The organism is Enterobacter cloacae complex sp. 2024EL-00711 (assembly GCF_047529885.1).
Lineage (GTDB): Bacteria > Pseudomonadota > Gammaproteobacteria > Enterobacterales > Enterobacteriaceae > Enterobacter > Enterobacter ludwigii.
Genome location: NZ_JBLIZC010000001.1, coordinates 963,082 through 988,071 on the forward strand (window position 1 = coordinate 963,082; position 24,990 = coordinate 988,071).

General features: G+C 58.3%; 22 protein-coding genes and 3 pseudogenes. 9 read left to right on the plus strand and 16 right to left on the minus strand.

Annotated elements, in window-relative coordinates; translation table 11 throughout:
• Window positions 1–28: 28 nt before the first annotated feature.
• The 4 genes from ACMVME_RS04785 to ACMVME_RS04800 are packed head-to-tail and all read right to left on the minus strand — an operon-like array spanning window position 29 to window position 4,673.
• Window positions 29–1,231: an arabinogalactan endo-beta-1,4-galactanase gene (locus tag ACMVME_RS04785; RefSeq protein WP_014169480.1), complete on the minus strand. Its 1,203-nt coding sequence runs from the start codon at window positions 1,229–1,231 to the stop codon at window positions 29–31.
• A 2-nt stretch (window positions 1,232–1,233) separates the two neighbouring features.
• Complete coding sequence (locus ACMVME_RS04790; protein ID WP_032681286.1) at window positions 1,234–2,085, minus strand: sugar ABC transporter permease; 852 nt, start codon at window positions 2,083–2,085, stop codon at window positions 1,234–1,236.
• Between the two features lie 11 nt (window positions 2,086–2,096).
• A complete protein-coding gene (locus tag ACMVME_RS04795) occupies window positions 2,097–3,401 on the minus strand; it encodes a carbohydrate ABC transporter permease (RefSeq protein WP_020884733.1) in 1,305 nt (434 codons plus the stop codon).
• Window positions 3,402–3,458: 57 nt separating this feature from the next.
• Complete coding sequence (locus ACMVME_RS04800; protein ID WP_032681287.1) at window positions 3,459–4,673, minus strand: extracellular solute-binding protein; 1,215 nt, start codon at window positions 4,671–4,673, stop codon at window positions 3,459–3,461.
• A gap of 321 nt (window positions 4,674–4,994) precedes the next feature.
• Between ACMVME_RS04800 and ACMVME_RS04805 the strand changes: the two genes are divergently transcribed.
• A complete protein-coding gene (locus ACMVME_RS04805; protein WP_032681288.1) occupies window positions 4,995–6,110 on the plus strand; it encodes an ABC transporter ATP-binding protein in 1,116 nt (371 codons plus the stop codon).
• Here ACMVME_RS04805 and hpxK read toward each other — a convergent pair.
• The 7 genes from hpxK to hpxU all read right to left on the minus strand — a co-directional run bounded on the left by hpxK (window position 6,107) and on the right by hpxU (window position 12,459).
• A complete protein-coding gene (gene hpxK, locus ACMVME_RS04810; RefSeq protein WP_032681289.1) occupies window positions 6,107–7,348 on the minus strand; it encodes an allantoate amidohydrolase in 1,242 nt (413 codons plus the stop codon). The two genes, ACMVME_RS04805 and hpxK, sit on opposite strands and share 4 nt — an antisense overlap.
• Window positions 7,345–8,586, minus strand: a complete 1,242-nt coding sequence (locus ACMVME_RS04815) for a pyridoxal-phosphate-dependent aminotransferase family protein (protein ID WP_414743391.1) — start codon at window positions 8,584–8,586, stop codon at window positions 7,345–7,347. The genes hpxK and ACMVME_RS04815 overlap by 4 nt, the downstream gene beginning before the upstream one ends.
• Window positions 8,587–8,600: 14 nt before the next feature.
• Window positions 8,601–9,338, minus strand: a complete 738-nt coding sequence (locus ACMVME_RS04820; protein WP_032677837.1) for an amino acid ABC transporter ATP-binding protein — start codon at window positions 9,336–9,338, stop codon at window positions 8,601–8,603.
• A complete protein-coding gene (locus ACMVME_RS04825; protein WP_025204495.1) occupies window positions 9,319–9,975 on the minus strand; it encodes an amino acid ABC transporter permease in 657 nt (218 codons plus the stop codon). The genes ACMVME_RS04820 and ACMVME_RS04825 overlap by 20 nt, the downstream gene beginning before the upstream one ends.
• Complete coding sequence (locus ACMVME_RS04830; protein WP_014169471.1) at window positions 9,975–10,640, minus strand: amino acid ABC transporter permease; 666 nt, start codon at window positions 10,638–10,640, stop codon at window positions 9,975–9,977. Before ACMVME_RS04830 ends, ACMVME_RS04825 begins: the two co-directional genes overlap by 1 nt.
• 4 nt (window positions 10,641–10,644) lie before the next feature.
• Window positions 10,645–11,427, minus strand: a complete 783-nt coding sequence (locus tag ACMVME_RS04835; RefSeq protein ID WP_020884739.1) for a transporter substrate-binding domain-containing protein — start codon at window positions 11,425–11,427, stop codon at window positions 10,645–10,647.
• 192 nt (window positions 11,428–11,619) lie between these two features.
• A complete protein-coding gene (gene hpxU, locus ACMVME_RS04840; protein WP_032681291.1) occupies window positions 11,620–12,459 on the minus strand; it encodes a MurR/RpiR family transcriptional regulator HpxU in 840 nt (279 codons plus the stop codon).
• Between the two features lie 153 nt (window positions 12,460–12,612).
• On the opposite strand from hpxU, the pseudogene hpxW reads away from it, so the two are divergent.
• The 4 genes and pseudogenes from hpxW (at window position 12,613) to hpxZ (ending at window position 16,171) form a co-directional block, all read left to right on the plus strand.
• Window positions 12,613–14,195, plus strand: a pseudogene (hpxW, locus tag ACMVME_RS04845) (oxamate amidohydrolase).
• Window positions 14,196–14,205: 10 nt separating this feature from the next.
• A complete protein-coding gene (hpxX, locus tag ACMVME_RS04850) occupies window positions 14,206–14,394 on the plus strand; it encodes an oxalurate catabolism protein HpxX (RefSeq protein WP_014169467.1) in 189 nt (62 codons plus the stop codon).
• The gene (locus ACMVME_RS04855; protein ID WP_014169466.1) at window positions 14,391–15,788 is read left to right on the plus strand and encodes an AtzE family amidohydrolase; all 1,398 of its coding nucleotides are present in this window, start codon (window positions 14,391–14,393) and stop codon (window positions 15,786–15,788) included. Before hpxX ends, ACMVME_RS04855 begins: the two co-directional genes overlap by 4 nt.
• Window positions 15,785–16,171, plus strand: coding sequence for an oxalurate catabolism protein HpxZ (gene hpxZ, locus ACMVME_RS04860; RefSeq protein WP_032681293.1), 387 nt, complete (start codon window positions 15,785–15,787; stop codon window positions 16,169–16,171). The genes ACMVME_RS04855 and hpxZ overlap by 4 nt, the downstream gene beginning before the upstream one ends.
• A 92-nt stretch (window positions 16,172–16,263) precedes the next feature.
• Here the strand turns inward: hpxZ and puuE are convergent.
• From puuE to ACMVME_RS04875, 3 genes and pseudogenes are all read right to left on the minus strand, one after another.
• Window positions 16,264–17,181: pseudogene (gene puuE, locus ACMVME_RS04865) on the minus strand (allantoinase PuuE); the annotation flags it as partial.
• Window positions 17,081–17,958, minus strand: a pseudogene (gene hpxA / locus ACMVME_RS04870) (allantoin racemase). The pseudogenes hpxA and puuE, both read right to left, overlap by 101 nt.
• Window positions 17,958–18,674: a GntR family transcriptional regulator gene (locus ACMVME_RS04875; protein ID WP_020884746.1), complete on the minus strand. Its 717-nt coding sequence runs from the start codon at window positions 18,672–18,674 to the stop codon at window positions 17,958–17,960. Before ACMVME_RS04875 ends, hpxA begins: the two are co-directional and overlap by 1 nt.
• Before the next feature lie 144 nt (window positions 18,675–18,818).
• Between ACMVME_RS04875 and ACMVME_RS04880 the strand changes: the two genes are divergently transcribed.
• Complete coding sequence (locus ACMVME_RS04880; RefSeq protein ID WP_032681295.1) at window positions 18,819–20,315, plus strand: NCS1 family nucleobase:cation symporter-1; 1,497 nt, start codon at window positions 18,819–18,821, stop codon at window positions 20,313–20,315.
• A 99-nt stretch (window positions 20,316–20,414) separates the two neighbouring features.
• Window positions 20,415–21,734 carry a guanine deaminase gene (guaD, locus tag ACMVME_RS04885; protein WP_032681296.1) on the plus strand — a complete coding sequence of 440 codons (1,320 nt, stop codon included), beginning with the start codon at window positions 20,415–20,417 and terminating at the stop codon, window positions 21,732–21,734.
• Here guaD and uraH read toward each other — a convergent pair.
• The gene (gene uraH / locus ACMVME_RS04890) at window positions 21,714–22,037 is read right to left on the minus strand and encodes a hydroxyisourate hydrolase (RefSeq protein WP_014169459.1); all 324 of its coding nucleotides are present in this window, start codon (window positions 22,035–22,037) and stop codon (window positions 21,714–21,716) included. The two genes, guaD and uraH, sit on opposite strands and share 21 nt — an antisense overlap.
• Window positions 22,034–22,534, minus strand: a complete 501-nt coding sequence (gene uraD / locus ACMVME_RS04895; RefSeq protein ID WP_032681297.1) for a 2-oxo-4-hydroxy-4-carboxy-5-ureidoimidazoline decarboxylase — start codon at window positions 22,532–22,534, stop codon at window positions 22,034–22,036. The genes uraH and uraD overlap by 4 nt, the downstream gene beginning before the upstream one ends.
• A gap of 242 nt (window positions 22,535–22,776) precedes the next feature.
• Here uraD and hpxO point away from each other — a divergent pair, with 242 nt between their 5' ends.
• The gene (hpxO, locus tag ACMVME_RS04900) at window positions 22,777–23,931 is read left to right on the plus strand and encodes an FAD-dependent urate hydroxylase HpxO (RefSeq protein ID WP_068794490.1); all 1,155 of its coding nucleotides are present in this window, start codon (window positions 22,777–22,779) and stop codon (window positions 23,929–23,931) included.
• A 17-nt stretch (window positions 23,932–23,948) separates the two neighbouring features.
• Entirely contained in the window at window positions 23,949–24,983 is a 1,035-nt protein-coding gene (hpxD, locus tag ACMVME_RS04905; RefSeq protein ID WP_032677828.1) for a molybdenum cofactor-independent xanthine hydroxylase subunit HpxD, read from the plus strand.
• Window positions 24,984–24,990: the final 7 nt, after the last annotated feature.

Here is a 24,990-nt window from a genome sequence, read left to right on the forward strand (position 1 = left end):
TAAAAACGTCCTGAAGTGAAACAGAATACTATTTAAATACCGTTATCGACGGCAGCACTTTGCCATGACAATCAAATAACGCCTGGTTTTCGCGGGCATTTCCCTCTTTCCAGTCATCATGGATATATTTCATGCCGGTTTTGGTGGCCCATGTGGTGCCCGGTACGGCAATCCAGGTCGGCTCCCAGTAGAACAGACCTTTACCGCGACGATCGGGAACGTCAATCACGGCCTGCATTAAATCGTGGATATAATCGTACTGACCCTGCACGGTGCCGGGGTAGCCACCGTCCTTCTCTTCTTTGGCCTGGAAACTGTTTTCTGCGTTATCGCAGTTCTCCAGCGTATAGCCATAGGCCGCTTCCACCACAATGACGTCTTTGTTATAGCGTTTGCTGATGTCATCCATATTGGCTTTCAGCGCGCCGATCGGGCCATTCCAGTAGGTGTACATCGACAGGCCGATAATATCGAATGGCACATCGCGCTTCGTGATCTCATCAAACCACCAGCGGAAGGTGTCATTTTTAGTGCCTTCGGCCAGGTGCAGCATAATTTTCACCTGCTCGCCGTCGGTCAGGTTCTCTTTCATCCCGCTGATTGCGGCGTTGAGTAACCCGGCTACGCGGTCAAACTCGCCACCACCCTGCCCCCAGCTTTTGCCTTCCGGCCAGAGTATTCCGCCATTGATTTCATTACCAATCTGGACCATGTCCGGCAGCACGCCCTCTTTTTTAAAGCGGGCAATGGTGTCGCGCGTATAGTCATGGATTGCCGTTTTAAGCTGCGGGTAATCCATCTTCTCCCAGGCTTTAGGTTTGAACTGTTTGCCCGGGTCGGTCCAGAAATCGCTGTAGTGGAAATCGAGCAGGAGTTTTATGCCCTGGGCCTTCACGCGCTTCGCCAGCGCCAGCGTGTTTTCCAGATTGTTACTGCCGCCCCCGTAGGTATTTCCGTTGGCATCCTGCGGATCCACCCACAAACGCAGGCGCACATAGTTCACGCCGTTGGCTTTCAGAATGGCAATCGCGTCCTGCTGCTGGCCATTCTGGTTATAAAATGTTGCGCCATGCTGTTCCGCCTCGAGCAGCGTCGAGATGTCCGCCCCCTTAATAAAGTCTGCCGGCATGGCGTTAAAAGGACGCGTTTTTACCCCGTCCGCGGCGAACGCACTCGCGGCAAGACCGCAAGAAAGACAAACAGCAAGCAAAGCGGGTTTGAGTCTTTTCATGGTTATCCCTTAGTACTCCCGGAGGTCAGACCGGAGACGAAGTATTTTTGTAAGGCCAGATAGAGGATCGCGACCGGCACCGCAATCAGCACCGCGCCTGCCGCGTAGGTGGTGTAACTGGCACCCATTTTTTGCGCCACCAGGTTATAAAGCCCGATGGATAAGGTGTATTTGTCCGGGGTGCGCAAAATGGTGCTGGAGAGAATGAAATCCCCCAGCGGCCCGGTGAAGGAGAACAGCGCCACCACCGCCACAATGGGTTTGGAAAGCGGCATGATGATCTCGATGAAGATGCGGAAGTTACTGGCTCCGTCCATGCGCGCGGACTCATCCAGATCCTTAGGAATGGCGTCCAGGTAGCCCTTCATCAGATAGGTATTCATTGGGATCATGCCGCCAACGTAAATCAGCACCAGCGCCAGATGGCTGTTGATTAAGCCCAACAGCTGCGAGAGCACGAAGATGGCAATCAGCGCCGAGAACTGCGGGATCATCTGCAGCAGCAGGAAGAGCATCAGTCCGTTCTGCCGCCCCTTAAAGCGAAAACGCGAGAAGGCATAGGCGGTAAAGCTAACGCTGATTAAGGTCAACACCATGGTCAGGAAGCTGATTTTCATCGAGTTCCAGTACCACGTCATATAGTTCACCTGACCATTAAACAGGTCGGCGTAATGCTGGAACGACAGGTTCTGTGGAATAACAGAGGAGCTTAACAGGCTGTTGCCCGCGTTGAGTGAGGCGCCCACCGTCCACACCAGCGGGTAAATGATGATGACCGACACCAGCACAATAACCAGCCAGGAGAGTGAAAGGCGGACCCATTTCTCACGTTTAATACTTTGTGATTTAGCCATTGTTACGTCCCTTACGCCATGTCGTCATTTTTGAAAGATTTGGTGGCGCGGAACTGCCATAGCGCCAGGCCGACGACAAAAACAGACAGCAGGATGGTGATGGTCGCCGCAATGGCATATTGCGAAGATGACATCGTCAGTTTGTAGATCCACGACACCAGAATGTCGGTGCCGCCCGCATTCGACCCTACCACCGCCGGTCCGCCGTTATTGAACAGATAGATGATGTTGAAATTGTTGAAGTTAAAGGTGTATTGCGTAATCAGGATCGGCGCAATGGCGTAGAGCACCAGCGGCAGCGTAATGGTCCGCAACCGGGTCCAGCTGCTGGCGCCGTCCATGGTGGCCGCTTCATACAGGTCATCAGGAATGGCCTGCAGCACGCCGGTGGTCATGGCGAAAACAAACGGGAAACCAAGCCAGGTTTGCATCATGATCAGCGCCGTTTTGGTCCAGAACGGATCGGTCATCCAGGCTTTAGGCGCAATACCAAAGAAGGCCAGAATGGCGTTGTTAATCACCCCGAACGAGTCATTAAACATCCCGGCGAAAACCAGGATGGTGACAAAGCCCGGCACCGCCCACGGCAAAATAAAGATGGTGCGGATCAGCGGCTTAAAGCGTAAATCTTTCTGGTTCACCAGAATCGCCAGCAGTACGCCCACCGTACACTGCAGCGTAGTGGCGAGCAGCGTCCAGACCACCGTCCACTGCAGCACGTCGAAGAAGGTGGAACGCCAGATAGAGAGCGTAAAGATATTGATGAAGTTCTTAAACCCGACCCAGTCAACCAGCTTAGCCGGCGGCGTGTGGTAGAGGTTGTAATTGGTAAAGGCGATGGCAAACCCGAACAAAATGGGAAACACCACCACAAACACCAGCAGGATAAAGCCCGGGGTGATCATCAGATACGGGAAGCCGTCGCTCAATAGCATCTGATATTGTTTACGCACGCTGTTAAGCTGCAACCCTTCGTCACGTTTCAGGCCATTGACCCACGCGTCACGCATCGACAGGTAATACACCATCACGCCGAACGCAGCGATTAACACGCTGATGATCCCCTCCGCCAGCAGGAAGATGGAGTTGTCGCGCGGCACCTCCTCACCCAGCGTCACCAGTCCCCACAGCCCTTCGCGCAGAAAATCAGCAAATACGCCGATAAAACTGGCAAGCAGCACCAGGAAGATGACCCCTTTCAGCCACTGACGGTGGTAAAACTGACCGAAGCCGGGAATGACCGCCAGCAGCAGGCTGGTCCAGGCGTGACGCCCGGCCACGCGCGGTTTGGCAAAATGTTCCGGGATGATACTCACAAACAACTCCTTTCAAAAAACGGGAGAGACGCCCTCCCGTTCTGCGACGTCAGAAAACTACTGGTTGCTGGCCTGCATGGCTTCGATTTGCATCTGAACCTGTTTTTCTGCGCTGTCGAGCGCGGCTTTCGGATCCTGTTTACCGGTCAGGCTCAGCTCGAGGGCCGCGTTCGCCGGAGCCCAGACTTCACCCATTTCCGGAATGCCCGGCATCGCTGTCGCCCGTGCGGCCTGCACGGCAACCGCGCTGGCTTTCTCGTCGTTCTTAATGAGCGGATCGTCAATCATCGCGGTCAGCGGCGGAATTTCACGCGTCGCGATATAGCGCGTTTTGACGTACTGCGGCTGGTTGATAAATTCGATAAATTTCTGCGCCATGGCTTTGTCTTTGCTCCAGGTAGAGACGACATAGCCCTTCACGCCCAGGAATGAACTCATTGGCTTACCGTCCGGCAGCGTCGGCAGCGGCGCAACGCCGTAGTTAATGCCCGCCGCTTCATACGGCTGGAACGCCCACGGACCGTTGATGACGGCTGCCGCTTTTTTCTCGGTAAACAGAGAATCGATCGCGTTCAGACCGTTATCGCCGATGATCCCCGCCGGGAATACGTCATCGGTATAGAATTTTTTCAGGTAGGTGACCGCGTCTACCGCGCCCGGCTTGTTCAGGCCCACGTCGCTGGCGTTATAACCGCCTTTATCGTTTTTACCGAAGATGTACCCGCCCATCGGGGAGATAGCCCCCCAGCTGTAGTAAATCTGGTCGAACTTGGCGAGCAGGCCGTACTGGTTTTTGGCGCGCTGCTGTTTAGAAAAGTCATACCAGTCCTGAAGTGAGTTGAGCGGCTTCGCGATCAGGTCTTTGTTGTAAATCAGCACCAGCGTCTCAACCGCTTTCGGCACACCGTAAAGGGTGTTATCCATTTTGAAGGCATTTATCGACGCCGGCGTGTACTGTTCGGTCTGCTTCGCCTCCAGATTCAGGGGGGTCAGCAGCCCTTGCACAACCGCGCCGCCGAGTTGATCATTGGGAATGACCAGCACGTCCGGGCCAATTCCTGCCGGGCCGTCGAGGCGCAGTTTTTCCAGCTGCTGCGCGTAAGGCATCTCCTGCAGGTTAACCTTAACGTCGTACTGCTTTTCGAAATCGGCGACCGCGTCTTTAATGCCGGACGACTTTTTGATGTCTTCCCAGACGTTAAGCTGCGTGGTGGCGTGAGCCTGCACCGCGAGCGTAGAGAGGATCAGAGCAGCGAGTATGTTCTTTTTCATTATCAACCTCATGTGAAGGTATAACAATTTTATGGTTGTTATTGCATTTCACCGCCATACACCTTCGCCAGAAAACCGACTAACACTGGCGTATAACGTATAACATCAAATGCCTTTGGTTTGGTATACGCTACCCTTCACATCATGATAACTCTACAAAAAACTGTAAGTTGTGTGATCGTCATAACATTAATGGAATATCAGTATAGGGTGCGTGAATACTGGAAGTTATAGTCAGAGCAGACAAATTGCACCGTCCAGCCATGTAGCAAATAATTGTTATACGTAATACATACACGGCGGTTTACTCGGGGAATACAGATGTCGAACATACAATTGAGGAATGTCACCAAACGCTTTGGCGACACCGTAACCTTGCACAACGTGAATCTTGAGATTGAAGACGGTGAGTTTGCCGTCTTTGTCGGTCCTTCCGGCTGCGGTAAATCGACAATGCTGCGCATGATTGCCGGACTGGAGGACATTAGCGAAGGGGAAGTGTTAATTGGTGACGAGGTGATGAACGACGTTGCCCCCTCCCACCGCGGCGTGGCGATGGTGTTTCAGTCCTATGCGCTCTACCCACATATGACGGTGGCCGAAAACATGGGCTACGGCCTGAAGGTCAATAAGGTGCCGAAAGATCAGATCCGCCATCAGGTCGAGATGGTGGCCAAAACGCTGCAGCTTTCCCACCTTCTGGATCGCAAACCTAAGCAGCTTTCCGGCGGCCAGCGCCAGCGTGTGGCTATTGGCCGCGCCATCGTACGTAATCCGCGGGTCTTTATGTTCGACGAACCGCTCTCCAACCTGGATGCCGAGCTGCGCGTGGAGATGCGTCTGCACCTTGCCCGTCTGCACCAGGAACTGAAAACCACCATGGTGTATGTCACCCACGACCAGATAGAAGCGATGACCCTGGCTGATAAAATTGTGGTGATGAACTACGGAAAGGTTGAGCAGATGGGCGCGCCGATGGAACTCTACTACAAACCGGCGAACAAGTTCGTGGCCGGGTTTATCGGCTCGCCGAAGATGAATTTCCTGCCGGCAACGGTAGAGTCCTGGCAACCGGGTGAGCTGACGGTGAGATTATCCCAGCAGAAGACACTCACACTGGCCCTGACCACCACACCGTTGAACGCAGGCAGCCCGGTGACGCTGGGCATCCGTCCGGAACATTTAACCACCGATCTCCGCCACGGCACGCGGCTGACGTTTAACTGTGAAGTGGTTGAGCGTCTGGGCAATAACACCTACCTCTTCGGTCAGTGCTACGGCCACGACAATGTGAAGATTTTGCTGCCGGGCGATGTGAAATTCGCACCGTGGCAGCAAATTGATGTGGCTTTTGACGATCGCCACTGCATGGTGTTTGACGAGCAGGATGTGCGGGTGAGTGCCGACATCGATGAAGCGGTACGCTCGGTCGCTTAACCCGCCAGACGCATCACCGCACGCGAAAAGGCATCAACCGCCAGCGCGACATCCTCAGCCATCACCGATTCCGCCGGATGGTGGCTGACGCCTCCCCTACACCGCACAAACAACATCCCTACCGGCCAGCGCTCCGCCAGGGCGATGGTGTCATGACCGGCACCGCTCGGCAGCGATAATGTCTTCCCCTGCACCGATTCTACAGCCTCCGCCAGCAGCGCCTGCAGACGTGTATCGCATGGCGTGGCGGCGATTCGGTAAAATTCGTCGGCTGCAAAATGTATTCCGCGACGGGCCGCTATCGCCTGCGCCTGCGTCAGCAGTGCAGTAAGCAGAAGGTCAAGCGGCGCATCCTGCGGGCCGCGAATATCTAACGAGAGCGCGACCTCGCCGGGGATGACGTTTACCGCACCAGGCAGACAGCGCAACTCACCCACCGTGGCCACCAGGTTGCCGCCGTGCTGACGGGTGGTGCTTTCAATCAGCACCATCCATTCGGCGGCGGCGGCCAGCGCGTCCTTACGATGCGCCATCGGCACGGTCCCGGCGTGGCCGGCCTCACCGGTGAAGCGGCAGTTCAGACGACGCGCGCCGTTAATGGCTTCAACCACGCCCAGCGCCAGACCGGCCTGTTCCAGACACGGTCCTTGTTCAATATGCAGCTCCAGACAGGCGCTGAAATCATCCGGGCGTCGGGCGGCCATCGCGACACGGCTGGGATCTAACCCTGCCTGTACCATCGCCTGCGCCACGCTGATACCTCTGGCATCGCACGTGTCGAGCCAGCCCGCAGGCCAGGTGCCCGTCAGGGCGCGGCTGCCCAACAGCGTGATACCAAAGCGGGTACCCTCTTCATCGCAAAAGCCGACAATCTCAACGGCCTGCGCCAGCCGTTTTCCCTGCTGGTGCAGGCTGTCAACGACTTCAATGGCCGCCAGCACCCCCAGCATCCCGTCGTAGCGTCCGGCATTGCGCACGGTATCCAGATGCGAGCCAAGCAATACCGCCGGTGCGCCCTCCTGCTCGCCTTCATAACGTCCGCAGATATTCCCCACGCTGTCCTGCCAGACGGTCATGCCCGCCTGGTTCATCCACTGCCCGACCAGCTGGTTAGCCTGCAGATGCTGGGCAGAGAGATACACGCGGGTAAGGGAATCCTGGGTTTCGCTGATGGCGGCTAGCGCATCGGCGCGGGCCATCACACGTTCTGCCGCCTGCTGGCGTGTCGCGTGATTCATAGCGCCGTCTCAGTGCGGTAATGATCCCACGCGGCCTGCATCGCGGCACCCTGCGTAGTGGAAAACTTCAGGTAGTTCAGTACCGACTCCAGCGCACTCAGGGTGGTCATCACGCAGTCTTTACGCGCGTTATAGCCCATGGTGCCAATACGCCACACTTTGCCGTGCAGCGGACCAAACGAAGTACCGATTTCAATGCCGAAATCCTCCAGCATCAGTTTACGCACCTGGTCACCGTTTACGCCCTGAGGGATAAGCACGCCCAGCACGTTGTTCATCTTGTGCCTGAGGTCGCCGAAGGTCTCGAGTCCCATCGCCTGAATACCTTTCAGCAGCGCATCCCCGTGCAGCTTGTGGCGGGCGATACCGTTATCCAGCCCTTCCTGCAGAATGAGGCGGGCACATTCGCGGGCGCCAAACAGCGCGGTGGTCGCTTCAGTGTGGTGGTTCAGACGCTCGGGTCCCCAGTAATCCATCACCATGCCGAGGTCGAAATAGTTGGAGTAAATCATCTCTTCGTCGCCGTCGCGATGGGCATCGGTACGGATCCCCTCTTCGATGCATTTGCGGCGACGGATTGCCTCTTCCATCCGCGGGCTCAGGGTAACAGGCGAGGTGCCGGACGGACCGCCAAGACATTTCTGCATCCCCGCCGAGACCGCATCCAGTCCCCAGGCACCGGTCTCCAGGGCGTTGCCGCCGAGCGACGCGGTAGCATCGGTATAAAACAGGACATCGTAACGACGGCAGATTGCCCCGAGTTCCGCAAGCGGCTGCAGCATGGTGGTGGACGTATCCCCCTGCACGGTTAACAGCAGGCGCGGACGCACGCGTTTAATGGCATCTTCCACCCGATCCGGTGTGAACACCTCACCCCACGGTACCTCGATGGTGTGGACCTCTGCGCGGCAGCGGCGGGCAATTTCGCACAGCAGATGGCCGAAGCGACCAAAAACGGGCACCAGCACCTTGTCCCCCGGACGAATGGCCGATACCAGAATCGCTTCAATTCCCGCGCGGGAGGTGCCGTCCACCAGCATCGTCCAGCGGTTTTCCGTGCGGAACACGCCGCGGTAGAGTGCCATGACGTCGTTCATGTAGTGGGTCATCGCCGGATCGTACTGGCCGATAAGCTGGCTCGACATGGCACGCAATACGCGCGGATCGGCGTTGATCGGCCCCGGCCCCATCAGCAGACGTTGTGGCGGATTGATTTGCGGAAATTGAGCGATATCCATTTTTTAGTCCTTAGTTAATTGAGGCCGCGCACGGAGGAGATAAACTGTTTAAGCTCAGTGGTCTGTGGGTTAGCGAACAGTGTTTTGCTGTCGCCCTGCTCCCAGACGCGCCCCTGATGCATAAACACCACGCGGTCGCCCACTTCGCGGGCAAAATTCATTTCATGGGTCACCAGGATCAGCGTCATCCCCTCAGCGGCCAGTTGTTCCAGCACCTTGAGCACTTCGCCCACCAGTTCCGGGTCGAGCGCGGAAGTTATCTCGTCACAGAGTAAAACTTTAGGCGACATCGCCAGAGCACGGGCAATCGCCACGCGCTGCTGCTGGCCGCCGGAGAGGCTTGACGGGTAGTAATCCAGACGGTCACCCAGCCCGACTTTCTCCAGCATGCGCTGCGCCAGTGCCTGACATTCTGCTGCGCTTTTCTTCAGCACCCGACGTGGCGCGAGCATCACGTTTTCCATCGCCGTCATGTGCGGGAAAAGGTTGAAGTTCTGAAATACCATGCCGACCGAGCGGCTGATTTCACGCGCCTGGGAATCCCGGTCGGTAATGGTCATGCCGCCGAGCTTGATGCTGCCGTCCTGATACCCTTCGAGGCCGTTAATGCAGCGCAACAGCGTGCTTTTACCCGAACCGCTGCGCCCGATAATTGAAATGACCTGGCCCATGTCGATGTCCAGATCCACGCCCTTGAGCACGTGGTTATCGCCGTAGTACTTCTGCACCTGATTAATGGTGATGAGAGGCATTGAATTTAGTCTCCAGATAACGGCTGTAGCGCGACAGCGGATAACACAGAATGAAGTAGCCGAGCGCCACCAGCGCAAAGACTTTAAACGGCTGATAGGTCACGTTGGTCAGCATCGTCCCGGCCTTGGTCAGCTCGATAAAACCGATAATGGATGCCAGCGCGGTCCCCTTAATCACCTGCACGGCGAACCCCACCGTTGGGGCGATGGCGATGCGTAACGCCTGGGGAGCCACCACGCGAAACAGCGTCTGGCCGAAGGTCAGCCCCAGACAGCGCGACGCCTCCCACTGCCCTTTCGGCAGCGCACGAATACTGCCAAACCAGATATCAAGCAAAAAGGCGCTGGTGTAGAACGTCAGGGCCAGCGACGCGGCGGTCCACGGCGAAACATCGATACCCAACAGCGCCACGCCGAAGAAGGCCAGGAACAGTTGCATCAGCAGCGGCGTGCCCTGAAACAGTTCGATATAGCCGCGAATAAGACGTTTTACCGTACGCCCACCCGTGAGGCGCAACAGCAACAGCGGCAGCGTTACCGCCGCCCCGCCGACAAACGCCACCAGCGACAGCAGCACCGTCCAGCGTCCGGCGAGCAGCAGATTGCGAATAATGTCCCAGTCGGTAAAGGTGGTCATCATGCCTGTACCCCCAGCCACTTCCGTCCTGCCGCCATCATTAGCTGGCGCAGGGTAATTGACAGCACCAGGTAAATTCCGGTGGTCACCAGATAGACCTCAAAGCTCAGGAACGTTCTTGACTGAATCAGGTTGGCGGCAAAAGTCAGCTCTTCATAGGAGACCTGCGACACCACCGACGAACCGAGCATAACGATAATGCACTGGCTGACCAGCGCCGGATAAATACGCTGCAGTGCCGGTGGCAGCACCACGCGTATAAACGTTTGCAGGCGGGTAAGCCCCAGCACGCGGCCGGCCTCCCACTGTCCTTTGGGCGTAACCTGAATACCGGCACGGACAATCTCCGTGCTGTACGCGCCCAGGTTGACGACCATTGCCAGCAGCGCCGCTTCGCCCGCCGTCATCTTCAGCCCCAGATTCGGCAGACCGAACACAATGAAAAACAGCTGCACGACAAAGGGCGTGTTGCGGATAATCTCCACGTAGCCGCCCCAGATCCGGCTAAACCACGTCGTCCGGCCGCTGCGAATCGCCGCCCCGAAAATACCGATCGCCAGCCCGCCGAGGGTTGCCATCACCGTCAGTTGAATGGTGACCCACAGCCCTGCCAGCAGCGCCGGCCAGTACGGCCAGAGCGCAGAGAAATGGAGTTGCTCTGTCATCGCCTTACACGCCCAGGCTTGCCGGCAACGGCGCTTTCAGCCACTGCTCAGAGAGGCTATTCAGGGTGCCGTCTTTAATTCCCTGCTCGATCACCGCATCAACTTTCGCTTTCAGCGCCGGTTCGTTTTTCTTCAGCCCGATAAAGCACGGCGAGTCCTTCAGCATAAAGCTCGGAACCGGGGCTTTGGCGGCGTTCTGGCGGGAAATCGCCGCCACGACCAGATTACCTGTCGCCACGTACTGGACCTGACCGGACAGGTAAGCCGACAGCGTGGTGTTATTGTCTTCGTAGCGTTTGACGTCTGCATCTTTCGGCGCAAGGCTGGTCAGCACCATGTCCTCCACCGCACCCCGCGTCACGCCAATGGTTTTTCCACTCAGCTGAGCAGCATCTTTCAGTTCAGCCCCTTTCGGGCCGAACACGCCGAGGAAGAACGGCGCATAGGCACGGCTAAAATCAATCACCTTTTCACGCTCGGCGTTTTTGCCGAGGCTTGAGATCACCAGATCCACCTTATCGGTTTGCAGATACGGCACGCGGTTGGCACTGGTCACCGGCACCAGCTGCAGCTTGAGCTTCATCTGTTTTGCCAGATAGCGCGCCATGTCGATGTCGTAGCCCTGCGGCTGGAGATCGGTCCCGACTGAACCAAACGGAGGAAAATCCTGCGGGACGGCGATACGAAGAGTGCCGCGTTTCTCAATATCCTGAAGCTGGTCAGCTTTTGCTGGCAGGTTTGCAAACAGACAGACGGCCCCGGTCAGTGCAATCAATAACTTTTTCATGGTGCTTCCCCGTAACGTTAACATGAAACAAAAGATTCTTTGAATTAGATTTTGCAACTAATGTGCCAGATGAAGCGAAACGGGAAATTTTCTCTGAAGGCCTGATAAAACGAGAGCGGGGCGGAAAAGGCCTCCCTTTTCCGCCCCGCTCTTCTGCACTATTTTAATGCAAAGCACCAGCCTGATGCCCCATTATCGCTGTTCCAGTTCGTCCAGTTGCTGATACAGGGAGGCGATATTGTGGATCCGGGGACGGCCTTTATCGAGGATTTCATGCAGGAAGGCGTTAGCCAGCAGGTTGATCAGACTGTTGACCGACGAGTAGCTGTCGTACGCCGAGACGCTGTCCAGCGGGGCGCAGAGCTGCCAGCTGGTCAGCGGAAACAGGCTGTGTGCCTGCGGCTCACACATCAGCAGAACCGGAATACCGCTGTGCTGAAGCTGCTGCAACAGCGGCCGTACGATCCGCGGGCGACGGCGAAACGCCATCATAATCACCAGATCGTCGGGCGTGAGATCGACCAGTTCCTCGCTCAGGCTCTGCCCCGGCTGCGGCAGCAGCAGCACCTGTCCGCGCGCCTGCAACAGCTGCTGGCGCAGGTGCAGCGCCGCCGGATAGGCGTTGCGCATCCCGATAATCACAATCCGCCGCGCCTTCACCATTGAGGCCATGGCCTCGGCAAACTGCTGAGCATCCAGAGCGTTGACCCACTGGGTAAGGTTTGCCATCTCCTGCTTATAATGCCGCGCCAGCAGAGTGTTGCCCTGCACCGCATCGCGGTTATCGGTCAGCGGCATGCCGCTCTGGCGCAGCGTGCGCAGTTCGTCGCGCATCTCTTTATACTTCTCATAGCCCAGACGCTTAAACAGACGGCTCACCGTGGCTTTCGACACCCCGCTCAGCTGCGCCAGCTCGGCGCTGTTATAACTAATGAGGTCGTCGAAATGATCAAAAATAAAATCAGCCACCCGTTGCTCCTGCGGTGACAACGACGCGTATTGCGCTTTCAGACGTTCATCAAGCTGTTCCATAAAGCCTCTGTAACTTTTGTTTCACCTCACTATACCTTTCATTAAGCATGCCAGCTTGTTAAAACGTTATGTTACGACTGACGTGAAACTTTTCATTCATAACTGGAACAGCTTTTGCAGCACCTTATGACTTTTGGGTTATGAGGACTCTCCATGCAAAGTAATGTCTCCGTACACGGAATGGCCGTGGCGCCCCACCATCTTGCCAGCCAGAGCGCCCTGGCCATTCTGCGTGAAGGCGGTAGCGCGATTGAGGCAATGGTCGCCGCCGCCGCAACCATTGCCGTGGTTTACCCGCACATGAACGGTCTCGGTGGGGATGGTTTCTGGCTTATCGTGCCGCCCGATGGCGAACCGGTTGCCATTGACGCCAGCGGCGCAGCTGGCTCACTGGCGACGCTTGCCGCCTATGACGATGTCTCTCAGATCCCCCATCGCGGGCCTCGTGCGGCGCTGACCGTGGCGGGAACGGTGAGCGGCTGGGACGAAGCACTGAAGGTTTCGCGCACGCTGACGGGCACCGCTTTCCCCTGAATCGCCTGCTGGCAGACGCCATTGACTATGCCCGAAACGGCACGCCGGTGACCGCGTCTCAGGCCGCCGCCACGGCCAGTAAGCTGGATGAACTGAAGGACCTGCCCGGCTTCGCAGAGACCTGGCTGACGGACGACAAACCGCCGCAGGTCGGCAGCCGGTTTTATCAACCGGCGCTGGCCTCCACGCTCTCGCACCTCGCAGAAGACGGTCTGGACAGTTTTTATCGCGGCCCGCTGGCGGAGCGTCTGGCCCGGGGCATGGCAACGCTGGGGCTGCCCATCACCCTGGCTGACCTAAACGCGCATGTCGCCCGGCGCACCACGCCGCTGAAATTACAGCATCAACAGGGTGAAGTGTGGAACCTCGCGCCGCCAACGCAGGGGCTGGTGTCGCTGGCGATCCTCGGGATAACCGACCGCCTGTCCATGGCCGATGCTGACGAAGCGACCACCGTTCACCGCATTGTAGAGGCCACCAAACTGGCGTTTGGTCTGCGCGATGCCCATATCACCGATCCGCGCGAGCTGAAAACCGATATCCAGAGTCTGCTGGATCCTGCCGCACTGGCCGCCCTCGCCGACCAGGTCGATGATAACCAGGCCGCACCGTGGGGCTGCGGCAAAGGCCCTGGTGATACGGTCTGGATGGGGGTAATGGATAACAGCGGTCTTGCCGTGTCGTTTATCCAGAGCATTTATCACGAGTTCGGCAGCGGCGTGGTCCTGCCTGATACCGGCATCGTCTGGCAAAACCGGGGAGCCTCATTCAGCCTCAATCCCCGTCACCTGCTGGCGCTTGCGCCAGGAAAACAACCGTTCCACACCCTGAACCCGGCAGCCGCGCGTCTGCATGACGGACGCGTCATGGTCTACGGCTCGATGGGCGGTGACGGCCAGCCGCAAACTCAGGCCACCCTGTTTACCCGCTATGTGGTGCAGGGGGTATCGTTGCAGGAGAGCATCGCCCGCCCGCGCTGGTTACTGGGGCGCACCTGGGGACAGACGTCCGACACCCTGAAGGTGGAAGGCCGCTTTACGCCGCAGACCGTCGCGCGCCTGCAGGCGCTGGGCCACGACGTGGAGTGCTTCCCGGCATTCAGCGAAGCCATGGGCCACGCGGGTGCGATTGTTCGCCATCCTAACGGGCTGTTTGAAGGGGCATTTGACCCGCGCAGCAACGGCGCCGCCGCCGGATTTTAAGGAGAGACTGATGAATACCACACAACCTGACTGGCATGCCTATCTGGCGCAAATGGAGTCCGTGCTCGGCGTTGAGCTGGATGACGCCCGCCGGGCAGAACTCTATGTGCAGTTCTGCCGTATCGCGGCGATGGCCGCCCCGCTGATGGCGCTGCCGCTTGATGACCGTCTGGAGATCGCAGGAGTATACAAAGCATGACGCTACACGAGATGAGTATCAGTGAGATCCAGCAGGCGCTGAGTGCAGGCGACCTGAGCGCCCATGACATCGCCCGCCAGACCCTGGAAGCCATTACGCGCATCAATCCCCATATCAACGCCTGGACCACCGTCACGGAAGAACGCATGCTGGCCGAAGCCGAGAATATCGACACCCTGCGTCGGGAGAAACGCCCTCTGCCGCCACTGGCGGGCATTCCCTACGCGGTGAAAAACCTGTTCGACGTCGCCGGGCATACGACCCTTGCCGGTGCAGAGCTGTTCAGCCAGCGCCCCCCCGCTACCGCTGACAGCTTTGCGGTACGCCAGCTGCGCAGTGCCGGTGGCTTATTGTCGGGGATGGTCAACATGGATGCCTACGCCTACGGCTTTACGACGGAAAACAGTTACTACGGCGCAACGCGTAACCCGCACGATGTGACGCGCATTGCCGGAGGATCGTCCGGCGGCTCTGCCGCCGCGGTCGCTGCCGGACTGGTCCATTTTTCGCTCGGTACCGACACCAACGGGTCGATTCGCGTACCGGCCTCCCTGTGCGGAATATACGGTCTTAAGCCCACTTTTGGTCGTCTGTCACGCGCCGGCAGCCATCCGTTTGTCGCCAGTCTGGATCACATCGGGCCGTTTGCCCGTCGCGTGAGCGATCTGGCGTCGGTGTACGATGCACTGCAGGGTCGGGATACCAGCGACGGATTTCAGGCGGAGAGCTCCCGGGAGCAGACCCGGCCCCTGCTCGACCGCGGTCTGGATGGTTTGCGCTGCGCGGTGCTCGGCGGCTATTTCAGTACCTGGTGCGACAGCGACATGCGGGACGCCGTGGCGCGGGTGGCAAAAGCTCTCGACGTGCAGGAAACGCTGCAATTCCCCGATGCCGAGCTGGCCCGCTCCGCAGCGTTTATCATCAGCGCCTCGGAAGGCGGAAATCAGTACCTGCCCGCGCTTCGCCGCGAGCCCGGGCGTTTTGAACCCCATTCGCGCGAACGGCTTCTGGCCGGCGCGATGATCCCTTCTGCCTGGTATATTCAGGCCCAGCGTTTTCGCACGCAGGCCCGACAGGCGTTTAAAGCGCTGTTTGCGCAGGCCGACGTGCTGATCGCCCCGGCCACGCCGCGCTGTGCAACGCAAATTGGCGAAGAGATTATGGAGATCAACGGCCAGCCGTTACCGGTTCGCGCCAGCATGGGCATGCTGACGCAGCCGATTTCGTTTTTAGGTTTACCCGTTACCACCGTCCCGCTGCGCACCGCTCAGGGCGCACCTGTTGGCCTGCAGTTGATCGCCGCACCGTTTAACGAGCAAGCCTGCCTGCGTGTGGCGCGGGTTCTGGAAGCAAGCGGAATAACCGATGCCCGGCCGGCGGAGATGGCTCCATGATAAATCACGATGACATTAACCTTCCGTGGGTCGTTGCAGAAGTGACCGCAGCCTTTTACCGCTATGAAGATGCGCTGGTAAGCAACAACATTCCGGTGCTGGATGAGCTGTTCTGGCACGACAAAAACACGGTGCGTCTCGGTGCGGGCGAAAACCTGTACGGCATTGAGGAAATCCGCGCCTTTCGGGCGGCGCGCCCGTCCGCGGGTCTGCAAAGGACATTGCACCATACGGTAATCACCACCTTCGGAGAGGATTACGCCGTGTGTAGCACCGAATTCACCCGCGAAAGAACGGAGCGGATTGGTCGCCAGCAGCAGACATGGGTACGCTTCCCGTACGGCTGGCGGATTGTGGCGGCGCAGGTGAGCGTGATGACGTAATGTTAATAACCCTGCCCAGCCTGCTTCTTTTCCCATCAGATAAGCAGCAGGCCGGGACAGGCGTCGCCGCCCCCCGGCGCACTGCTGGATCGTTATTGTTGAAACGGGTGCACCTCACGCCAGTGATCGGCTATCTGCTGGCGGGTACAGACCCATACCCGATCGTGCTGCGCAAGGTAATCGAGGAACCGCTGGAGTGCACGAAAACGCCCCGGACGCCCCAGCAGACGGCAATGCATGCCGATGGACATCATCTTCGGCGCACGTTCCCCTTCTTCGTACAACACGTCAAAGCTGTCTTTCAGGTAGGTATAAAACTGCTCGGCGGTGTTGAACCCCTGCGCGGTCGCGAAGCGCATGTCGTTGGCATCCAGCGTATACGGCACAATCAGGTGGGGTTTGCGCGTGCCGTCGCTGCACGCCACTTGCGTCCAGAACGGTAAATCATCGCCATAGTAGTCGCTGTCATAGTCAAAGCCCCCATGTTCCACTACCAGCTGACGGGTGTTTGGGCTGTCACGCCCGGTGTACCAGCCGGCAGGCGGTTTGCCAAACAGGTCAGTCAGGACATGCACGGCCTTGTGCAGGTGCTCGCGCTCCTGGTTGATATCCATACTTTGATAGTGGATCCAGCGCCAGCCGTGGCTAACCACGTCGTAATCAGCTGCTTTGATGGCGTCGACGATATCGGGATGTCGCGCCAGCGCCATTGCCACGCCAAAGACCGTCAGCGGCAGGCCACGCTTGCAGAATTCGTTATGGATCCGCCAGAACCCGGCACGGCTGCCGTATTCATAGAGGGAGTCCATCGACATGTGTCTGTCCGGATAACTGGCCGCACCAATGATGTCCGAGAGGAATTGTTCTGAGCCGGCATCACCGTGCAGCACGTGTTTTTCCGCCCCTTCTTCATAATTGAGTACAAACTGCACGGCGATGCGCGCCTGGTTCGGCCACTGCGCGTGCGGCGGCTTGCCTGCATAGCCGCGTAAGTCCCGCGGATAATCTTCGTTAAAAAGCGCCATTATCACCCCCCCCCTCAATTAAAATGGATTCAGTGCCTGAAAGTGTCCGCTCAACGCTTTTTTCTCCGGGAAAGCCAGGTCCCCGTGTTTGCTGGTTGACAGCCCCAGCGCCACCAGCGACTCGACCATTTTCACCGCCGCACTGACGCCGTCGATCACCGGCACGTGCAGCTCGCGCGTCAGCTCCTGCGCCAGCGTCGCCATTCCACCGCAGCCGAGCACAATCGCGCCGCAGCCATCTTCTTTCAGCGCCTGGATGCAGCGCGCGCGCACCTTCTCCTGAGCCAGGCCGCTACCGTCTTCCAGTGCCAGCACCGGCAGATCGATGGCATGCAGGGCTGCACAGTGGTCCTGGAAACCATACTGGTGCAACAGATGACGGGCGATAATCCGCGTGCGCGGCAGCGTGGTCACAACGGAAAAGCGCGTTGCCACCAGCGTGGCCATATGCATCGCAGCTTCTGCGATACCGATGACCGGCCCCTGCGCCAGCTCGCGCGCCGCCAGCAGGCCGGGGTCACCAAAGCAGGCAATCACATGTCCATCCACGCCCTGTTGCCGTCCGCGTTTTATCTGTTCGAGAACGCCCACGGCGGCGATGGCCTCATCAAAATGACCTTCTATCGAGGGCACACCTGCGCTCGGGCAGACGGCGAGGATCTCCGTTCCCGGTGCTGCTACCGCGCGGGCTGCGGCGCCGATGGTTTCCGTCATCGCGAGGCTGGTGTTGGGGTTAATCACTTGTATACAAACAGACGACATTACGACTCCTTGTGGCTGGCGAACAGCCGGGCAAAATCAGGCAGGCACTCACCGGCCCGTTCGAAACAGAGACTGGCGACAATATGTTCAAAATGGTGCATTAAGGCCTCACTCAGGGGCTGGAGCGCCTTCTGGCGCAAGAGTTCCACCAGTTGCTCGTGGTCATTGCAGCGGCAGCCCTGACGCCACGGCGCGCCCCAGGCTGCGATCACCAGCGACGACCGCTGGCTCAGGCCGGTCACCATCTCTGTCAGCACCTGATTGCCTGAAATGGCCTGAAGCTGAATATGGAAATTGGCGGAGTGGCGGATTGCGGCGGGACCGTCATACGCTTCGTGCGCCTGCTGCTCCTGGCGAATAATCCCTTCCAGCGCAGCCAGATGTGGCGGCTGACAGTGGGCCAGCACGTCCGGCAGGTTAGCCACCTCAAGCAGCGCGCGCGTGCGGAAGATCTGCTGCGCCTCTTCTACCGTCGGGCTGGCCACGTGTGCACCACGTTTGGGCGTTAAGGTGACCATTTGCACAGCGGCGAGTCGTTGCAGCACTTTGCGAATACCGGTACGGCTCACGCCGAAGACTTCAGCCAGCGCCTCTTCAGGCAATTTACTTCCCGGGAGCAACTGATGTTCGACTATCGCGGTCATCAGCGCCTGAAAGATGGATTCATCTTTGTCATGCAGGTCTGGCGCGGTCTGCAGGCTGTTTATGTTGTTCATTCACCACTCCGATTTTTACTTTTCGCTATCGAATCGTATACATAAAAATAAAATATTGCATACAAGATTTATTATTTTGGCCTGGATCCTGCAACACCGTCTGCACTCCCACTTAACGGGTTTTCATTCACAGGAGCAGGTTTCATGCCAAACAGACAAAACGCGCAGCACGGTACGGCCGCTGATTCCGGTGCGGTTTACAGCCCACGGCTTTGCAATGAGGATCTGGCACCGACGCGTGACCAGAACTGGAGCTGGTACAACATCTTTTCTTTCTGGATGTCGGACGTCCACAGCATGGGGGGTTATGTTGTTGCCGCGAGCTTCTTTACGCTCGGGCTGGCAAGCTGGCAGGTCTTGCTCTGCCTGCTGATAGGGATTTGCATTGTGCAGTTGTGCGCCAACCTGGTGGCGAAACCGAGTCAGATGGCAGGCGTACCCTACGCGGTGATTTGCCGTCAGGCATTTGGCGTTTTCGGGGCCAATATTCCGGCGGTGATCCGCGGGCTGATTGCTTTCGCATGGTACGGCATTCAGACTTACCTGGCCGCCAACGCGCTGATGCTGGTGGCGCTTAAGTTCTGGCCTTCACTCGCGACGCTCACCACCGGTTCGTTCCTGGGCCTGTCGCATCTTGGCTGGATCTGTTTCGCTATCATGTGGGTGCTGCAGGCGATGGTCTTCTGGCACGGCATGAGCGCCATTAAGCGCTTTATTGATATCGCCGGTCCGGCGGTCTACGTGGTGATGCTGGCGCTGGCGGGATGGATTGTATACAAGACCGGTTTTGACGGCATCTCCTTTACCCTCGCCAGCAAATCCCTGAGCGCCGGTGAGCAGACCTGGCAGATGATCACCGCCACGGCGCTGGTGGTCTCTTACTTCTCCGGCCCGCTGCTCAATTTTGGTGACTTCTCCCGCTACGGTAAAAGCATGGGGGAGATCCGCCGCGGTAACCGCTGGGGCCTGCCGTTTAACTTCCTGCTGTTCTCCATCGTTACCGTGGTGATTGTGTCGGGTACGCAATCGCTGTTTGGCCGCATGATCACTGACCCGATTGAAACCGTCAGCCGTGTGGGCAACGATCTGGCGGTGGCCATTGGCTTGCTGACCATGATCACCGCCACCATCGGGATCAACATCGTGGCGAACTTCGTCTCCCCGGCGTTTGATTTCTCTAACTGTTCACCGCAAAAAATCAGCTTCCGCACCGGGGGGATGATCGCCGCCGTCGGCTCTATCCTGTTAACCCCGTGGAACCTGTTTAACTCGCCGGAGCTTATCCACTACACTCTGGACGTGCTCGGGGCGTTTATTGGCCCGCTGTTCGGGATTCTGATTGCCGATTTTTACCTGATTAAGCGCGGCAAGGTCTCCGTAGACGATCTGTTTGATGACACGCCAAAAGGCAAATACTGGTATCGCAACGGTTTCAACCCGAAAGCCATCGGCGCGCTGGTGCCATCCGTTGCCGTTGGACTGGTGATAAGCTTTATTCCCTCCCTGCATGAAGTGGCCAACTTTAGCTGGTTTATCGGCGTCTTCCTGGGCGGGGTCACCTACCGCTGGCTGGCGCGGGAAGATCGTGAAGCGGCAGGCGCCTCGTCGTTCAGCCCCCGCGTGGCGACGCAAAAAGAGTAACCCTTCCTCCGGGCCGCAGTTCCTCTGCGGCCTTTTTCATTCTGGCACCGTTTTTGCTCAGTCTCATCACCCCGCTACGCAAACACTAAGGCAGGAATCATGATGGACTACCAGACTGCGATCCGCGGTGCATTTTTTGATATTGCCCAGGTCTGCAACAGTGCAGACGTTATCGCCCAACAGGCGCGCTACCTTGAAGACGGGCTGTTGTTCATCCATAACGGCAAAATTCTGGCGCAGATGGCCTGGCAGGAGGGCGAGCAGTATCTTGATCCCTACAAAGGGTACACCGACCTGCGCGGCAAACTGCTGCTCCCGGGTTTTGTCGATACCCACGTTCATTACCCGCAGACGGAGATGATTGGCGCTTTTGGTGAGCAGCTGCTGGAGTGGCTGACCACATACACGTTCCCGGTAGAAAGCCAGTTTGCCGATGAGGCCTATGCGAAAGAGATCGCGGCGTTTTTCATCAACCAACTGGTCAGCCACGGCACCACCACCGCGCTGGTGTTTTGTACGTTGCATCCTGAATCGGTCGAGGCGCTGTTCACCGAGGCCCTGCGCCTTAACATGCGCCTTATCGCCGGGAAGGTGATGATGGACCGCCACACGCCTGACTACCTGAGTGAAACCGCGAAAGAGAGCTACCGGCAGACGCGCGAGTTGATCCAGCGCTGGCACCACCGTGGACGGTTGGGCTACGCCATTACGCCACGCTTTGCCCCGACCTCCTCACCGGAACTGCTGGCCGCGGTCAGCCTGCTCAGAGAGGAGTTTCCCGACACCTGGATGCAGACCCATCTGAGCGAAAACCCAAATGAAGTGGCCTGGGTAAGCGATCTGTGGCCGGAACATGAACGTTATCTGGATGTGTATCATCATTACGGGCTGACCGGCGAACGCAGCGTGTTTGCCCATGGGATCCACCTCCATGAGAGCGAGTGGCGCTGTCTGCACGATACCGGCTCGGCGGTGGCGTTTTGCCCCACCTCGAACCTGTTTCTTGGCAGCGGACTGTTCCGCTTACCCGCCTGCTGGCAACACCAGGTGCGTATGGGCATTGGCACCGATGTGGGTGCCGGAACCACCTTCAGCATGCTGCGCACCCTCGGGGAGGCGTACAAGGTGGGTCAGCTGCAGAGCTACCGCCTGCGCGCCAGCGAAGCGTTTTATCACGCCACGCTGGGCGGCGCTCACGCCCTGAGGCTGGACGATAAGATTGGCAATTTCGCCCCCGGCAAAGAGGCCGATTTTATCGTCATCGACCCGGCCGTTACGCCGCTACAGCGCCTGCGTCACCGGCGCTGTCAGGACATTTATGAGCAGCTGTTTGTGCTGATGACCCTGGGCGACGAGCGCAATATTAGCGAGACCTGGGTCAACGGTGTGCAGGTGTGGTCAACTGCCGCGGTAGGTTGACCACCCGCCCGGCGCAATCACAAACGGCAGGTGGAAGTGCTCGTCTGCCGTTTCTCCCGTCACAAAATCGATCTGTGCGCAGGGGTAAAGCGTGTCGCGGCCGGTTTCGGTGAACCAAGCCCCAATCTCGGCCACCAGCCGGTAACGTCCTGCAGGCAGGAAAGGGATAAACGCGGTGATGCGCCCCTGGGCGTTAGTGAAAGCAGTGGCCAATACGACGCCGTCCTGCTCAAGATAAACCCTTACGCCCTGCGCCGGTTTTCCCGTCGAAATATCAAGAATATGCGTGCTTAACGTACTCATTTGTCAATGACTCCTTCCAGCCGAAGCAGCGTAATTTCCCGCAGCTGTTCCAGTGCGACCTGTACCTCCTGCGCATCGCTGTTTTCCAGCCGGGCGTTGAGGGCGCGTAAAATCTCCTCACCGCTACGGCCTTTCGCGCGGATCAAAAACACGCGTCCAAAACGGGCCTCGTAGCGAGCGTTCCCTTCCTGCAGTGCCTGTGCCAGCTGCCTGTCGCGGTTGTCGACGGCGCCCTGCTCCTGGCGCGAAAGCACCGCCTCCGCCTGGGCTCCCGTCGGTTTCTCACCAATACGCGGGTGCGCATTCAGGGCCTGCGTAAGCGCCGTTTCATCCCAGGTTTGCGCCAGTGTCCGGGCGGCGTCGAACAGTGCTTTGCGGTGTAAATAGGGCCGCCCCTGCACCAGCGCATCGGCCCAGTCGGGCAACGCCACGCAGGGCTGCAACCGCGCGAGCGCCTCTTCGTGGCTCAGTTGATTAAAAGTTTGCAGTGCAATCATACTCGCTCCCGTCATATCGTCGTTTTCTCGCTTTGCACAAACTACGCCACTCTTGCCATCCCCCATGAAACAGTCGATTCCGGATCGCACAACAGGAAATTATTGATTCATAAAAAGGCATTCTCACCGCGTTTGCGCACCTTAGCAGTGCAAAACCACCCCATACAACGCGCTTTTCGCCACTCTGCAGCCTGGTACGCAAATTGCTCTTCCCTTTATACACCCTGCAAAAGGAGAGAAGCATGAGAGCAATCGTTATTGGCGCGGGCATTGGCGGCCTGAGCGCCGCTGTAGCGCTGAAGAAGGCGGGAATCGACTGTACCGTGTTTGAGGCCGTGAAAGAGATGAAGCCCGTCGGTGCAGCCATCTCCATCTGGCCCAATGGGGTGAAATGCATGCAGCACCTCGGGATGGGCGACATCATCGAGACCTACGGCGGCCCCATGCGCTTTATGGCCTATAAGGATCACCGGCGCGGCGATACCCTCACCCGCTTTAGCCTTGCCCCGCTGGTCGAGCGCACGGGCGGTCGCCCCTGCCCCGTGTCGCGTACGGAACTGCAGCGCGAAATGCTGAACTTCTGGGGGCACGAGAACGTTCAGTTCGGCAAACGCGTTGTAAGCGTCCGTGAGGACGCGACTGGCGTCACCGTCACCTTCACCGACGGTACTACCGCGACGGGGGATTTCCTGATTGCCGCCGATGGCAGTCACTCCGCGGTTCGCCCGTACGTGCTGGGCTATACGCCCGAGCGCCGCTACGCCGGTTACGTCAACTGGAACGGGCTGGTGAAGATTGATGAAGAGATTGCCCCTGCGCACCAGTGGACCACCTTCGTCGGCGAGGGCAAGCGCGTTTCGCTGATGCCCGTCGCCGGCGGACGCTTCTATTTCTTTTTTGATGTTCCGCTCCCCCTCGGGCTGGCGGAAGATCGCACTACCCTTCGCGCCGATCTCACGGGCTATTTCCGCGGCTGGGCGCCACCGGTGCAGAAGCTCATCGCCGCGCTGGATCCCGAGACCACCAACCGTATCGAAATCCACGACATTGAACCGTTCGACACCCTGGTGCGCGGCAACGTGGCGCTTCTTGGCGATGCCGCGCACAGCACCACGCCGGATATCGGCCAGGGCGGATGCGCGGCGATGGAGGACGCCGTGGTGCTGGGTGAATGCCTGCGCGAGAACCACAACATCGCACTGGCGTTGCGGCAGTACGAAGCGCTGCGCTGTGACCGGGTCCGTGACCTGGTGCTTAAGGCCCGTAAACGCTGTGATATCACGCATGGCAAAGACATGGCATTGACCCGGGCCTGGTACCAGGAGCTCAAAGAGGAGACCGGAGATCGCATCATTAACGGTCTGTGCGACACCATTCAGGCCGGGCCTTTAGGCTGAACGCGAGAGGGACAACCATGAAAATACAACCGACTCCACCCGCCCATTGTACGTTTGAGCCAGAGGACTGGCTGCGTCTGGCAAAATGCTGGCATCCGGTTGCTCGCGCCTGCGACATCGGCGCGGCACCGGTCAAAGCCACCCTGCTCGACGAACAACTGGTTATCTACCGCGTCAAAGACCAGGTTGTGGTCGCCCGGGACGTTTGCCCGCACCGCGGCGTACCGCTGACGCTGGGCTTTCACGATGAACACGGGATTATCTGCCCTTATCATGGCTTACGCTTTGGTGAAGATGGACGCTGCAACCGCATTCCGTCCAGCCCTGACCAGCCGGTTCCCGCGAAGCTTAACCTGATTAACTATGCCGTGGAGGAGCGCTTTGGGTTGATCTGGACCTGCCTGGCGTTTGATCCGGATAACCCAATGCCGCTGCCCACCATGCCGCACTGGGATAACGACGGATTTCAGCAGATCAACTGCCCGGCGTTTGAAGTGAATGGCTTCGCCGGCCGTCAGGTGGAAGGGTTTCTGGACGTGGCGCATTTTGCCTGGATCCACACTGACACCTTTGCTGACCCCAATAATCCGCTGGTTCCCCATTATCAGCCCCAGGAGACGCCGTTTGGCTTTGTTGCCGATTACTGGAGCTCGGTGAGCAACTACCCCGCCAGCTCCGATGTCCAGGCCCCGGAAGGCTTCCAGTGGCTGCGTCATTTTGAAATGCATCTGCCGTTTACCGCCACGCTGACGATCCATTTTCCGGGGGAAGCCAGGCTGGTGATCATGAACGCCGCCTCGCCCGTCTCTTCACGGGTAACCCGCATGTTCGCCCCTATCGCGCGCAACTTTGACCTGCATATTCCGGTAGAGGAAGTGCACGCCTTCAATTTGCGTATTTTTGAAGAAGACCGCCTGATGGTTGAGACGCAGCGCCCGGAAAGCCTGCCGCTGGATCTGACTCTGGAAGCCCATATCCCTGCGGATAAAAGCTCGATTGCCTACCGCCGGGGGCTGAAAAAGATGGGCTTCGGCGAGTTTTTCCTGGTGTGACGGAGGA

Coding starts and splice junctions, on each gene's coding strand:
- ACMVME_RS04785 (WP_014169480.1), bottom strand. CDS start 1,231: ATGAAAAGACTCAAACCCGCTTTGCTTGCTGTTTGTCTTTCTTGCGGT.
- ACMVME_RS04790 (WP_032681286.1), bottom strand. CDS start 2,085: ATGGCTAAATCACAAAGTATTAAACGTGAGAAATGGGTCCGCCTTTCA.
- ACMVME_RS04800 (WP_032681287.1), bottom strand. CDS start 4,673: ATGAAAAAGAACATACTCGCTGCTCTGATCCTCTCTACGCTCGCGGTG.
- ACMVME_RS04805 (WP_032681288.1), top strand. CDS start 4,995: ATGTCGAACATACAATTGAGGAATGTCACCAAACGCTTTGGCGACACC.
- hpxK (WP_032681289.1), bottom strand. CDS start 7,348: ATGAATCACGCGACACGCCAGCAGGCGGCAGAACGTGTGATGGCCCGC.
- ACMVME_RS04815 (WP_414743391.1), bottom strand. CDS start 8,586: ATGGATATCGCTCAATTTCCGCAAATCAATCCGCCACAACGTCTGCTG.
- ACMVME_RS04820 (WP_032677837.1), bottom strand. CDS start 9,338: ATGCCTCTCATCACCATTAATCAGGTGCAGAAGTACTACGGCGATAAC.
- ACMVME_RS04825 (WP_025204495.1), bottom strand. CDS start 9,975: ATGACCACCTTTACCGACTGGGACATTATTCGCAATCTGCTGCTCGCC.
- ACMVME_RS04830 (WP_014169471.1), bottom strand. CDS start 10,640: ATGACAGAGCAACTCCATTTCTCTGCGCTCTGGCCGTACTGGCCGGCG.
- ACMVME_RS04835 (WP_020884739.1), bottom strand. CDS start 11,427: ATGAAAAAGTTATTGATTGCACTGACCGGGGCCGTCTGTCTGTTTGCA.
- hpxU (WP_032681291.1), bottom strand. CDS start 12,459: ATGGAACAGCTTGATGAACGTCTGAAAGCGCAATACGCGTCGTTGTCA.
- hpxX (WP_014169467.1), top strand. CDS start 14,206: ATGAATACCACACAACCTGACTGGCATGCCTATCTGGCGCAAATGGAG.
- ACMVME_RS04855 (WP_014169466.1), top strand. CDS start 14,391: ATGACGCTACACGAGATGAGTATCAGTGAGATCCAGCAGGCGCTGAGT.
- hpxZ (WP_032681293.1), top strand. CDS start 15,785: ATGATAAATCACGATGACATTAACCTTCCGTGGGTCGTTGCAGAAGTG.
- ACMVME_RS04875 (WP_020884746.1), bottom strand. CDS start 18,674: ATGAACAACATAAACAGCCTGCAGACCGCGCCAGACCTGCATGACAAA.
- ACMVME_RS04880 (WP_032681295.1), top strand. CDS start 18,819: ATGCCAAACAGACAAAACGCGCAGCACGGTACGGCCGCTGATTCCGGT.
- guaD (WP_032681296.1), top strand. CDS start 20,415: ATGATGGACTACCAGACTGCGATCCGCGGTGCATTTTTTGATATTGCC.
- uraH (WP_014169459.1), bottom strand. CDS start 22,037: ATGAGTACGTTAAGCACGCATATTCTTGATATTTCGACGGGAAAACCG.
- uraD (WP_032681297.1), bottom strand. CDS start 22,534: ATGATTGCACTGCAAACTTTTAATCAACTGAGCCACGAAGAGGCGCTC.
- hpxO (WP_068794490.1), top strand. CDS start 22,777: ATGAGAGCAATCGTTATTGGCGCGGGCATTGGCGGCCTGAGCGCCGCT.
- hpxD (WP_032677828.1), top strand. CDS start 23,949: ATGAAAATACAACCGACTCCACCCGCCCATTGTACGTTTGAGCCAGAG.